This is a genomic window from Aequorivita echinoideorum, assembly GCF_018476645.1.
GTDB lineage: Bacteria > Bacteroidota > Bacteroidia > Flavobacteriales > Flavobacteriaceae > Aequorivita > Aequorivita echinoideorum.
In genome coordinates this window covers 90,172-103,834 of record NZ_JAHCTB010000001.1, presented here as the reverse complement: position 1 = coordinate 103,834, position 13,663 = coordinate 90,172, and the positions used below count along the sequence as shown (strand labels likewise).

The window sequence follows — 13,663 nt, the reverse complement described above, 5'->3', positions numbered from 1 at the left end:
CTTTTTTTTAACTTTTCATAAATTTTATATCTTGCCGCTCTTTACAGGAGATGGTATGAAGAAACTTATATTAATCACATTAATTTTGACCACGTTCGGTCTTTATTCACAAGAAAGCTACACTATTTCTGGTATTCCTATTGAATTTTTAAAAAAATCAAATAGCATTTTAATCAATGAAATTGTAGAAACTGATGTTACTGACATCAGCAAGATGAAAGTGAAAACCCACAGCGCAACCGCGGTTTTGAATAAAATGGGAGATAAGCACGCCCAGGCATATGCATTTTATGACGATTATACCAAGATAAAAAATATTGAGGTTTTCGTATATGATGCAAACGGTAAAGAACTTGAGCATTTCAAAAAAAGAGATTTTAAGGATGTGAGCCGCGGGGATGGAATTAGCATTTATAATGATGATCGCGTATTATATTTGGATTATACCCCCACCACATACCCATACATTTTGGTTTTTAATGCTGAAACGGAATCTAAGGATTCAGGATTTATCTCTCCTTGGTATCCGGTAGGTGGTTATGCGCGCGGCACAATGAAAAGTGTTGCAAAACTTTCCTATAGTCCAGAAAATAAACCGAAGCATACCGTTGAAAATATTGATGGGTTTGCCATTGAAGTACAAGATGCAAACAATCAAATAACCTGTACTGCTACCAATATTAAGCCTATTGATTATGAAGAGTACAGTGTAGGCTTTATGAATATTGCCCCAAAGGTAAATTTTGCTCTGGACCAATTTTATTTGAAAGGAACCAAAGGTTATGGTAAAGACTGGCGGCAATTTGGGGAATGGATGGATAAATCCTTACTCACGGATGTGCGCGATCTGCCCGAGGGTACTATTGCCAGAGTTAAAAGTCTTGTTGCAAATGAGACCACGAATGAGGGAAAGGCAAGAAAGGTCTATCAATTTGTTCAGGATAAAGTGCGCTATGTGAGCATACAGATAGGAATAGGTGGGTGGAAACCCATGTTGGCATCAGATGTGGATAATTTAAGTTATGGAGATTGCAAGGCACTTACAAACTACACTAAGGCGCTGCTGGAAGCCGTTGGAGTTCCTTCCTATTACAGCGTGCTTTGGGCTGGGGAAGAGTCTGAAAGAAACATTATGAAGGATTTTGCATCCATACAAGGCAACCACGCGTTTTTGGCAATTCCAGATGGGGATACTATGACGTGGCTGGAATGTACGAGCCAAGATACGCCTTACGGATTTATAGGCGATTTTGCTGATGATAGAGATGTATTGGTAATTACGCCGGAAGGCGGAAAAATTGTTCATACAAAAGCCTATGGAGTAGATGAAAATACACAGGAAAGTAAGGCAACCGTAAGCGTGGCCGAAACCGGCGATGTGTCGGCAAACTTTAAAAGTATTTCGAAGGGGCTTCAGTATGAAGATAAATTTTTGCTTCCGAAGAAAAAACAGGATGAAATTGATAAACATTATAAAAATAAATGGAGCAATTTGAATGGTGTATCCTTTTCTGAAATAAATTTTGATAACAATAAAGAGGAAATAGTTTTTACCGAAGATGTTGCCCTAAGCATTCCACATTATGCGAACGCAGTGGGAAAGGATTATCTTTTTTGCCCGAACATCTTTAACCAGAATAGCCACATACCTCCTCGAATCGAGAACAGAAAGCAAAATTTACACTTGTCCAAAGGCTTTATGGACATTGATACGGTAGAAATTGAAATACCGGAAAATTTCAGTTTTGATTCATTGCCGGATGCAACCGTAATCGAGAATAAATTCGGAAAATACAGTATTGATTTCAAATCCGTTTCCGAAAATAAAATTGAATACAAGCGCAAGCTCATAATCAACAAGGGAACTTACGCGCCTTCAGAATATGAAAATTACCGCGAGTTTTGCCGCACCATTTCAAAGTTGGACAGAACCAAACTATTGCTCAGAAAAAATTAATATTTACTTTTTAAATACATATGAAAAACCTACTAGTTATTTCAGTATTATTACTTTTTGCAAATCACACATCAATTGCACAAAACTTCAAATTTGGCAAAGTTTCAGAAGAAGAGGTCCTTCAAAAGGAACACCCACAAGATCCATCAGCAAATGCTTCAATACTTTACAGGGAGACCAAAACAGAATTTCAATACTCCCAAGATACAGGTTTTTATATGGTTACGGATATTTATGAGCGCATAAAAATTTATTCGAAAGAGGGCTTTGATTGGGCAAACGTTACGGTTGATCTTCACAAAAGCAGCAATGGTGGCGAAGATAAAATTGGCGGTCTACGGGGCAACACCTATTTTATGGACTCAAGCGGAAAAATGCAGGAAGAAAAATTGCGAAACGACGGCATTTTTGAAGAAAAGTCCTCTAAATATCTTACCCAAACTAAATTTACGCTTCCCGCGCTTCAAGAGGGTTGTGTGATAGAGTATAAGTACACTATAACCTCTCCTTTCATCTTCAACATTGATGAGTATAAATTTCAGGAGACCATACCCGTGGACAATGTAAAACTTGTTTTCAGCTCCCCAGAATATTTTGTATACAACACGCACCAAAGGGGTTGGGTGCCGTATAGAGTTGAAAAGGATGGGTATGAGAGAACAATTAGTTTTAATGAAACAACGACATCAACAAGCGGATTTGGAAGAACAGGTCGCGAAATGGAAACCAGAAATGTGAAATTTAAAGAGCACATAAATACGGTCGAAATTCAAAATGTCCCAGCAATGAAGGAAGAAGCCTACGCCGGAAATATCAATAATTATGCAACTGCACTTCAGTTTGAGTTGAATTATATCGATTTCCCAGGTTCGCCTATAAAAACATATTCTACTACCTGGGATGATGTGTCGGACAGAATATACAGCGTGGATTCTTTTGGAGATGAATTGCGACGATCAAATTACTTCGAAAAGGATGTGGATGCACTTCTATCTGGCGTAACCGATTCCCGCGAGAAACTTGTCAAGATTTTTGAATTCGCAAAGAATAAAATGACCTGGAACAACTATAATGGTTACTTCACGAACGTGGGAGTAAAAGATGCTTACAAAAAAGGTAGCGGGAACGTAGCTGATATCAATTTGATGCTGGTTGCAATGCTGCGCCACGCTGGCATCAACGCAAGCCCGGTCCTCGTGAGTACAAAAAATCACGGAATTCCACTTTTTCCTTCCATGAATTGTTTCAATTATGTAATTGCAATGGTTGAGATGAATGGCGGACAAATGTTGCTGGATGCCACAAACAAAGATGGTGAGATAGGAATTTTAGAGCCAAAAATCCTTAACTGGCAAGGTTTGGCCATTTCAAAAAATGGGGAACCGTTTTTCGTGCCATTACGTTCCGTATCGCCCGCAGTGCAAAGTACCATGGTAAATGTAGATTTGTCAAACAATATGAATGTGAAAGGATCTTCACAGAGCAGATTTACAGGAAATTACGCACTTCAGTATCGTTCACATTTCAAAAATGCGCAGGAAGACACCCAGAGAAAAGAGCTGGAAAAGGAATACATTAACACTGAACTTTCAAATGTAAAATTCGGAAATTTGGAAAAACCGTATGAGCCCGTCTCGCTTCAATATGATTTTGAAGTGCTGGATGCAGTGGAAGAAGTAAGTGGAAAATATTATTTTTCACCACTGCTTTTTATGGCAGCAACGGAAAACCCATTTAAATTAGAAGAACGAAATTACCCTATAGATTACAGCTTTCCCACAAAGAACAGATATATTGTTAGCATCAATATTCCTGAAGGTTATAAGGTAGAATCCATTCCGGAAAGTTCTGCTTTTAGTTTAGGGGAAAATACGGGAAGCTTTAAATATGCCATCGCCCAAACCGCGAATAAATTACAGCTCACGGTGGAATTGGCAATAAATGAAGCTTATATTGCCGCCGCAGATTACGGAAATCTGAAAAAATTCTACGAACTTTTAATTGCGAAGGAAAATGAAAAAGTAGTACTTTCGAAGGTGTAAGAAAGTTACTGTCTATGAATATTGAAAATGCGCAACAAGCGGTTGACGAGTGGATAAAAAATCACGGCGTTCGCTATTTTAACGAACTTACCAATATGGCCCAACTTACCGAGGAGGTAGGGGAGGTTGCCCGAATTATCGCACGCCGTTACGGAGAACAAAGCGAAAAGGAAAGCGATAAAAACAAGGATTTGGGCGAGGAGCTTGCAGACGTTCTTTTCGTGGTTTTATGCCTTGCCAACCAAACCGGGGTGAATCTGCAAGAAGCTTTTGATAAAAAATTGCAACTGAAGACCAAACGGGATCACGATAGGCATCACAACAATAAAAAACTAAAATAGCGTGTTCAAAAAAGTAATAAACACGAAGGGTTTTTGGAAATCGGTCTGTCTCCTGGCATTTCTTTTCGCCATTGTTTTTGCATTCATTAAGTGGGCAATTGAAGGCTTTCGCGTAGCCTATTTTTCTGAGGCGAATATTTTGAAATTTATTTTTGCACTTCTGGTTTCCGGCTTTGTGTACGGATTTTTGGTCACATTCGGAAAATATCGCTCAAAAATTAAAAACAATACTCCTTTAAAAAAATGAATGTTAGGCTGAGCGGCGATGTTATTTCAGAAAAAAATGCAACAATTTCAATAACAGGTTCAAAAAGTGAATCGAACAGATTGCTGATTTTACAGGCGCAATTTCCTCAAATAACTATTGAGAATTTTTCAGAAAGTGACGATAGCTCTGTTCTAAAAAATGCTTTGTCAGTTGAAACGGGGGACGTGGACATCCATCACGCTGGTACAGCTATGCGATTTCTTACCGCCTATTATGCCATAAAACCTGGAGCCGAAATAATCCTTACCGGCAGTGAAAGAATGCAGGAAAGACCTATCGGTACTTTGGTTTCAGCCCTGCGAAATCTGGGTGCGGATATTTCGTACATTAAAAATGAAGGTTTTCCTCCACTCAAGATTTCGGGAAAAAAAATTGAGGAAAACGAAATAACTATCGATGCCGGCATCAGTAGCCAGTATATTTCGGCATTGATGCTCGTGGCGCCAAGCCTTCAAAACGGACTTAAAATTTTTTTGAAAGGCACGCCAACTTCGTTGCCCTACATTGAAATGACGTTATCACTTTTGAAAAAAGTTGGTATCACGGGAATTTTTTCTGAAAATAAAATTGAAATATTTCCTTCAGAAAAATTAAAACATGTAAACATCAATATTGAGTCTGATTGGAGTTCAGCATCCTATTTTTACAGTTTAGTTGCTCTTTCAAAAAATGCGGAAATCACGCTATCAAATTTTAGAGAAAACAGCATTCAGGGCGATTCGGCGCTCGTTTCCATCTACGAATCCCTCGGAGTGAAAACGACATTTTATGCTTCAGAAAATAAAATTAAATTATCAAAAAGTAAAGGACAATTGCCGGATTCGCTCATTTTAAATTTGGCGGATACTCCAGATTTGGCACAAACCATTGCCGTAACATGTTTTGGGTTGGGTATGAGCTGTAGCTTGAGTGGACTTAAAACGCTAAAAATTAAAGAGACTGACAGGCTGGTTGCCCTTCAAAATGAATTGCAGAAATTGGGAGCGGTTGTAAAAATCGATGATGAAACTTTGTTTTTGGAAAGTTCAAAAAAAATAGTAGCTGGTATTGCCATTGAAACCTACAATGACCACAGAATGGCAATGGCTTTCGCGCCACTTGCCGTAAAAACAGAATTAATAATTAATAACGCTGAAGTTGTTTCGAAATCATACCCTGATTTTTGGAAAGATTTGGCAAAAACTGGTATTAAATGTTCTTTTGAAGGCTAAAAATGATTGGATAAAATAGGTATCCAAAGCAAGTTTTTAAAGGAATTTCTAAACTACTCCCAGATTTAAAAATAATAAACCGCTATTTACTTGACAACCCCTATTTTGAGGTCGTATATTTGCACCTTTTAAATTTTAAAGATATTACGCCTTATGGGAATGAAACTTTCAAACTTCAATTTTAATCTTCCGTTGGACCTGCTCGCAGAATATCCGGCCGAAAATCGTGATGAATCGCGCTTGATGGTTCTGGACCGCAAGAATAAAACTATTGAGCACAAAATGTTCAAGGATTTAATAGATTATTTTGAAGAAGATGATGTTCTGGTAACCAACAATACCAAGGTTTTTCCCGCACGTTTGTATGGTAACAAAGAAAAGACCGGAGCACGTATCGAAGTATTTTTGCTTCGCGAATTGAATTCTGAAACCAGACTTTGGGATGTGCTTGTAGATCCTGCTCGAAAGATAAGAATTGGCAACAAACTTTATTTCGGCGATGACGAAACCCTTGTGGCTGAGGTTATTGACAATACCACTTCCCGTGGCCGTACGCTTCGCTTTCTTTTTGACGGGAGTTATGATGAATTCAGAAATAAATTGACGGAACTGGGCGAGACGCCGCTCCCAAAATACATAAAAAGAGAGGTAGAGCCTGAAGATGCCGAGCGTTACCAAACAATTTTTGCCAAAAATGAAGGAGCCGTAGCCGCGCCTACAGCGGGACTTCATTTCTCGAAACACCTTTTAAAGCGTTTGGAAATAAAGGGAATCAATATCGCTGAAGTAACATTGCACGTGGGACTTGGCACCTTTAGCTCTGTTGAGGTGGAAGATCTGTCAAAACACAAAATGGATTCTGAAGAGATGGAAATCAATCAAGAGGCCGTAAATATTATTAATCAGGGAATTGAAAGAAAACGAAGAATTTGCGCAGTTGGCACAACGGCTATGCGAGCTCTGGAAAGTTCTGTTTCCTCAAATCGAACTCTAAATACTTATAAAGGCTGGACAAATAAATTTATTTTCCCTCCTTACGACTTCAGCATAGCAAATGCGATGGTAACAAATTTCCATACACCGAAATCTACTTTACTAATGATGATTTCAGCATTTGCTGGCCACGATTTTGTTAAGGAGGCCTACGCCGAAGCAGTAAAGGAAAAATATCGATTCTACACCTATGGCGATGCCATGTTGATTATCTAAAAAACAAATCCCGATATATATCGGGATTTGTTTTTTATAAAACTTTGGTTTTCAAATGTCAATTTAATCATTTACCTTAGTGCGTCTATTGAAAAAGTTAATTGCAGACTGAATGAAAAAAAATCTACTTTTCTTCATTTTAAGTTTTTTTACCATAACTGCCTTTGCACAGGGCGGTATCCAGCAATTGCCAAAATCGTGGTCGCTTAACTTGGCTCAAAATCCGGAGACTATTGTATTGCCGAGATTGAATATGGAATCCATATACGCTCAGGATAGTATCAATGATGCCATTAAAAATATACCTTGGCGGTTCGGGCTGGAACGGAATTTTTCAATCTCCATTGATAATGATGGTCTTTGGACCACATTGGACGATGGTTCGAGAGTTTGGAGGGCTTTAATACAGTCGCCCGGTGCGCTAAATATTAGTATCAATTTCAATGAATTTTATATTCCCGAAGGTTCGCAATTTCATTTGTTCAATGCGGCGCATACAGACGTTTCCAGAACCTATACATTCAATGACAATAGCGAATATAGGCAAATGGGTTCTTGGTTTGTTGAGGGAGATACTTTATGGTTGGAATATTTTGAACCGAAAAATAGCGTTGAAACCCCCGAAATTGAAGTGAGTTCAATAATTCACGGGTATAGATTGGGCGAAGTAATCATCTTGCCGGACGGCACAAGGGGAATCAACGAGAGTGGCGATTGCAATTATGATGTCAATTGCCCTATTGGAGCAGATTTCGATTCAAAAAAAGACGTTTTAAAGAAATCAATTGCGCTTGTAAACTTGGGGAATGGATATTTATGTTCCGCATCTTTAATCAATAATACAAGAAATGATAAGACCCCTTATCTTTTAACGGCAAATCATTGCTTGGAAAATAGCGATCCCGCATTTTGGTCGGTACGTTTTAATTGGGTAAGCCCCAATCCTGCATGTGGAACTGGTGCGGACAGCGGGAATATGCAAACCAATTTCACTATGAGTGGTGCAAAGCTTATTTCGAATAATTCTTACAGCGATTTTGCCCTTGTTGAATTGCAGAATAGAATCCCCAATTCGTGGGATGTCGCTTTTGCGGGATGGGATAATTCTGATACCAACCCACAATTTGAAGTAGGTATTCATCATCCAAATGGAGATATAATGAAAGTGTGTAGGGATAATTCCGGCGCACAAAAAACGGATGCCAATGGTACACAAGTCTGGTTAATAGGCGGTGGTGCCCATGGAACTGGAAACGGATGGGAAATAGGTACTACGGAAAGCGGGTCTTCCGGCTCACCTCTTTTTAATGAGGAGGGAAAAATTATTGGACAACTATATGCTGGACAGGCCGGTTGTGATGGCTTACAGAATAATAATGATTATGATATTTATGGGCGTTTAGGTATTTCTTGGAATACTGGAAACACTCCCCAAAAAAGATTGAAGGAATGGTTAGATCCCGCTGAAACTGGACAGACTTCAATAGAAACGCTTCAAAATATTTTGAATACACCAGAGTTTGATATGACGGGAGATTTACAAATATTCCCCAATCCAGCAAGTTCTGCGTTAACGGTTTTAAATTATAAATATCCCAATTTGAAATATGCATTTGTAAATGCATTGGGGCAGATATATGGTAAAGGTTCACTATCAAGTACTATGAATTCCATTTCGGTTTCAGGAATGTCTGAGGGAATTTATTTTTTATATCTTCTTGATGAAGACACCAATGATTCAATAACCAAAAAAATTGTGGTTAAACGTTAACCCATTTATTCTATTTATTCCCTGTGCCTCTATTCTGTAAGGAATGGAGGCTTTTTCTTTAAATTGTGGTAATTTTGCGGTTATGATTTCAAATAAAAAGGACATCCGTGCACTTTCTAAAGATGAAATAAAATCTTTTTTTGAGAGCATAGGTGATAAAGCTTTTCGGGGTACCCAAGTGTATGAATGGTTGTGGAACAAAGGCATTCATAGTTTTGATGAAATGACGAATATTTCAAAAGAAACGCGTGCGCACTTGGATGCAAATTTCGTTATAAATCATATTAAAGTTGATCATCTTCAGAAAAGTGCTGACGGCACTGTGAAAAATGCTGTTAAGCTCCACGATGGTTTGGTGGTTGAATCTGTACTTATTCCTACCAAAAAACGTACTACGGCATGTGTTTCAAGCCAAGTTGGTTGCAGTCTGGACTGCAAGTTTTGTGCAACGGCTAGATTGAAAAGAATGAGAAATCTAAATCCTGATGAAATTTATGATCAAGTAGTTGCGATAGATCGTGAAAGCAGACTTTATCACGAAAAACCACTTACAAATATTGTTTTTATGGGAATGGGCGAACCACTTATGAACTACAAAAATGTATTGGAATCTATTGAGAAAATCACTTCACCAGAAGGTTTAGGAATGTCTCCGAAGCGAATAACCCTCTCAACTTCCGGAGTTCCGAAAATGATCAGAAAATTAGCGGACGATGAAGTAAAATTTAATCTCGCTGTTTCTCTGCATTCCGCAATTCAAGAAACTAGGGAGAAAATAATGCCTTTTGCTAAAAATTTTACTTTAGAAGATTTGCGGGATTCACTAGAATATTGGTACGCCAAGACCAAACGGAAGATCACTTATGAATATGTAGTTTGGGATACTATTAATGACAAGCGCGAAGATATCGTCGCATTGGTGAATTTCTGTAAATATGTGCCTTGCAAAGTAAATTTAATCGAATACAATCCCATTGATGATGGTGATTTTAGGCAGGCGCCTCCCCAAGCCATACAGAATTATATTGACGCGTTGGAGTATAATCGCATTCCAGTAACTGTACGTCGAAGTAGAGGGAAAGATATTGATGCGGCGTGTGGGCAGCTGGCAAATAAACAATAAAAAAAGGGCGGCATTTTTGCCGCCCTTTTTTTATTTGTCTTAAACTAAATTAGTTTACAGCAATTTTTACAGTTTTGCTAGCACCATCAATAGTAATTGTAGCTAGATAAACCCCTGCTTGTAGTGAAGAAAGATTAATAACTTCAGAAGTACTAGAAAGTTTTTGCGAAATAACTTCTTGACCTAGCAAGTTGTGCAAAGCAACTTTTTCCATAGCAGTATTTGCCGAAAGGTTCAATTGATTGTTTGCAACAAAATGTTTGAAGCCTTGGAAATTATTATCTGAAACCCCGGCGATGACTCCCATATCGCCAGCTGCTATTGCAGTATTTGGGGTGGACTCATATGCAAAATCCTTAACAGTTATTAAATTTGAACCACTAACATCTGTGTCCATACGAATCCAACCATAATGTGTATTGCCGTTGAATGTGAATTTTACACCCAAATAACCATCAGTGACAGTATCACACCATTGACTATTTGAGTAAGCACATCCATAATAATTTAGATCTCCCCTTTGTCCGTCCATAGTAAATCCGGCAGAAGCATTTATAAGATTTCCTTCGGCAAGAAGAGCTGGATAGTTATATGGAGTAACTGTACTGCCAACAAATGCTCCTCCGGGATTCCCGGAACTCGGGGTAACAATTGCAGCATTACCATTAGCAAGTCCTGCGGGGTTGTTGACTTCAAAACCTGTAGTGCCCATTCCAGTCATATCAACGATGAATGCATCCCCTACATTTAAAACTTGATCTGGATCTAAATCTGTATAGACAATTTGACCACTAGCATCAGCAACACCTAATGCAGCTGCGGACAATGCCCCATACTTCAAAAGTTTTGTCGATAATTTTTCTGTTGTAATTTTTTTCATTTTATATAGGAATTAAAGTAAAACTTTCGCAGTTTTACTACGTTAAACAGTTGTAAATATAAAAAATTATTTTTTGAAGAAATATATTAATATTAAAATAATACATATAATATGAAAATTGATGCGTATGATAGGGAGTTGTTTGATCCAAATAATGTTCCTCTGTTAGGTTCATTAGGCTTATTGGCATTGGGAGATATTGGATTTTCAGCTTGGCGAAAAGCAAAAATAAATAATGGGTTTAAAAAAGAATATGATGAAGCGGAATAAATTGCTTTTGATAGGTTGGGATGCTGCTGACTGGAATATCATATGGCCTCTTATAGCGCAAGGCAAAATGCCGGCCTTAAAAAAAATAATTGAAAATGGCGTTTATGGAAATATGAGTACAATGTCTCCACCCTATTCACCAATGTTGTGGACGAGTGTAGCAACTGGTAAAACACCTGATAAACATGGGATTTTGGGATTTATTGAAGTCACTCCTGATAATAAAAATGTAAGACCAGTAACTACATCTTCAAGAAAAACAAGAGCTCTTTGGAATATTTTTCATAATCAAGGACTTAAAAGTAATTTAGTTGGTTGGTGGCCAAGTTTTCCAGCTGAACCGATTAATGGAACAATAATTTCCGATCGTTTTCAAAAAACTCACCGCGATCCAAAAAAACAGACTCCTATGAGTGAATATTCAATTCACCCGTGGAGCTCAAAAGATAAATTTAAAGATTTACGGATGTTTCCTTTCGAAATAACAGAAGCGCATTTATTGCCTTTTGTTCCCAAAGCACGAAAGGTTGACCAAGAAAATCACAAAGGTCTTGCGGCAATTGCAAAAATTGTTTCGGAAAATGCATCTGTACACAATGCTGCAACAAATTTACTACGAACATCTGAATGGGATTTTATGGCTGTTTACTATGATTTAATAGATCATTTTTGCCATAGTTTCATGAAATATCACCCACCAAAACTTCCAAATGTCAATCAAGAAAATTTTGATATTTTCAAAGATGCTGTACGCGGAGCTTATATATTTCAGGATATGATGTTGGAGCGTAAAATGAAATTGATAGATGATGATACTACTGTTATCATTATGTCTGACCACGGCTTTGAATCTGGAAACAAACGTATTATAAATATGCCAAAAGTTCAAGCTGCGCCCGCATTAGAACACAGGCAGTTTGGTATATTTGTCGCTTCAGGTCCAAATATTAAAAAAAATGAAAAATTTTTTGGAATGGGTCTTATTGATGTTGCTCCAACTATACTCCATCACTTTGGTCTGCCTGTGGGCAAAGATATGGACGGAAAAGTAAATTTAGATATATTTCAAAATCCCGGCTCTGTAAAATATATAGATAGCTGGGATAAGATGGCCGGCGATTTCGCAGAACTTACTAAAACAGATCTTGCCGATGCATTGTCAGATGAAGAGACAATGCAGCAACTTGTTGACTTAGGGTATGTTGAAAAATTAGATGAAAAATTCGAAACAGCTATTAAAAATACACGTATTGACCTTAAACATAATTTAGCAAGGGTATATATGGGTAAAAAAGATTTCGCATTGGCAAAGGAGCATTTAGTTGAACTTCTTAATGAGGAAAAACCTATAGATCTAGCTCCATTTTATATGGATTTAATTAGCATTTCATTTGCTGAAAAAAATCTCCAGCAAGCACAAAAATATTTGGATTTGGTAAAAAAATCCAATACTGAGATAGAATATAATTTAACCCTGATTGAAGCCCAAATTTTAACAGAAAAGGGTGAATATGGACAGGCTCTAAAATTATTGGAAATAGATAGAGATAGGCATGAATCGGGACAGATATTATATAGAATTGCAAAACTGAAAAATAAAATGGGGAAATTTAAAGATGCTAAAAGCATCTTAGAGTTGGCCATTGAAAAGGAACCTCAAAAAGCAATTTACCATACGGAACTCGCAGAAATTCTCCTTAGAATTGGGGAGTATGAAGAAGCTGCAGAATATGCCCTTACCAGTATTGAATTGGTTAAATATTTTCCAAAAGCACATTATATACTTGGTCAGGCACTAGAAAACCTTGGAGATCTTGAAAATGCAAAACTTGCATTTGAAATGGCAACAAGACTCAAACCAAAAGAGTTTCACAAAGCAGCTCACTCTCTTCAAAATATTAATGAAAGGATAGATTTAAAATTAAATTTTAAGAATGATAAAATATCTTCTATATACAGGGAGAATCAGATTACAATAGTTTCAGGATTGCCCAGGTCAGGTACTTCATTGATGATGCAAATGTTGCAAAATGGTGGTATGGAAACTTTAATTGATGAAAAGCGAGAGGCAGATATTTCCAATCCAAAGGGTTATTATGAATACCAACCCGTGATGGCTCTGTATAAAGATAACTCCTGGTTGGAAATAGCACAAAACAAAACAATCAAGGTAGTAGCACCTTTATTGAAATATTTAGATAATAAATTTCGTTATAAAATCATTTTTATGAATAGGGATCTGGATGAGGTCTTAAGTTCTCAGCAGAAAATGTTAGGGAAAAGTAATGATGTATTTCCAGTTAAATTATTTAATGAATATCAGAAATTATTGATTAATGTTGATCTATGGAACAAAAATCAACCAGGTGTAGAAATTTTTTATGTTGATTATAAAGATGTTTTAGAAAATCCAAAATCAATTTCAGAAAAAATAGAATCTTTCATAGGCAAACCTTTGAATAAGGAAGAAATGGCGAAGTGCGTAGATAAATCCCTCTACAGGAATAAATCTAAAGCAAAAGCATAATTCCAAAAAACTTTATTACAATTGAGGGGCGGTGCCCAAAACTGCTCCTCTTCATGAAATATCA

10 protein-coding genes are annotated in these 13,663 nt (G+C 37.3%); 9 read left to right on the top strand and 1 reads right to left on the bottom strand.

The genetic code is table 11. The features are described 5' to 3' along the window. The first annotated feature begins 55 nt into the window (after window positions 1–55). From KIV10_RS00535 to rlmN, 7 genes are all read left to right on the top strand, one after another. Entirely contained in the window at window positions 56–1,957 is a 1,902-nt protein-coding gene (locus KIV10_RS00535; RefSeq protein ID WP_214111535.1) for a DUF3857 domain-containing protein, read from the top strand. Window positions 1,958–1,977: 20 nt separating this feature from the next. Beyond that, a complete protein-coding gene (locus KIV10_RS00530) occupies window positions 1,978–3,999 on the top strand; it encodes a DUF3857 domain-containing protein (protein ID WP_214111534.1) in 2,022 nt (673 codons plus the stop codon). Window positions 4,000–4,013: 14 nt separating this feature from the next. Then, entirely contained in the window at window positions 4,014–4,340 is a 327-nt protein-coding gene (locus KIV10_RS00525) for a nucleotide pyrophosphohydrolase (RefSeq protein WP_214111533.1), read from the top strand. Window positions 4,341–4,583: 243 nt separating this feature from the next. Further along, window positions 4,584–5,819, top strand: coding sequence for a 3-phosphoshikimate 1-carboxyvinyltransferase (locus tag KIV10_RS00520; protein ID WP_214111532.1), 1,236 nt, complete (start codon window positions 4,584–4,586; stop codon window positions 5,817–5,819). A gap of 159 nt (window positions 5,820–5,978) precedes the next feature. After that, on the top strand, window positions 5,979–7,028 hold the full coding sequence (gene queA, locus KIV10_RS00515) for a tRNA preQ1(34) S-adenosylmethionine ribosyltransferase-isomerase QueA (protein ID WP_214111531.1): 1,050 nt from the start codon (window positions 5,979–5,981) through the stop codon (window positions 7,026–7,028). A 112-nt stretch (window positions 7,029–7,140) separates the two neighbouring features. Beyond that, window positions 7,141–8,799, top strand: a complete 1,659-nt coding sequence (locus KIV10_RS00510; protein ID WP_214111530.1) for a T9SS type A sorting domain-containing protein — start codon at window positions 7,141–7,143, stop codon at window positions 8,797–8,799. An 82-nt stretch (window positions 8,800–8,881) separates the two neighbouring features. Further along, window positions 8,882–9,922 carry a 23S rRNA (adenine(2503)-C(2))-methyltransferase RlmN gene (gene rlmN, locus KIV10_RS00505; RefSeq protein WP_214111529.1) on the top strand — a complete coding sequence of 347 codons (1,041 nt, stop codon included), beginning with the start codon at window positions 8,882–8,884 and terminating at the stop codon, window positions 9,920–9,922. Window positions 9,923–9,971: 49 nt separating this feature from the next. Here rlmN and KIV10_RS00500 read toward each other — a convergent pair whose 3' ends face one another. Next, window positions 9,972–10,802: a T9SS type A sorting domain-containing protein gene (locus tag KIV10_RS00500; RefSeq protein WP_214111528.1), complete on the bottom strand. Its 831-nt coding sequence runs from the start codon at window positions 10,800–10,802 to the stop codon at window positions 9,972–9,974. A gap of 111 nt (window positions 10,803–10,913) precedes the next feature. Here KIV10_RS00500 and KIV10_RS00495 point away from each other — a divergent pair, with 111 nt between their 5' ends. Together KIV10_RS00495 and KIV10_RS00490 are read left to right on the top strand one after the other, a co-directional pair. Beyond that, window positions 10,914–11,072: a hypothetical protein gene (locus KIV10_RS00495; RefSeq protein ID WP_214111527.1), complete on the top strand. Its 159-nt coding sequence runs from the start codon at window positions 10,914–10,916 to the stop codon at window positions 11,070–11,072. Next, a complete protein-coding gene (locus KIV10_RS00490) occupies window positions 11,059–13,599 on the top strand; it encodes an alkaline phosphatase family protein (protein ID WP_214111526.1) in 2,541 nt (846 codons plus the stop codon). The genes KIV10_RS00495 and KIV10_RS00490 overlap by 14 nt, the downstream gene beginning before the upstream one ends. Window positions 13,600–13,663: the final 64 nt, after the last annotated feature.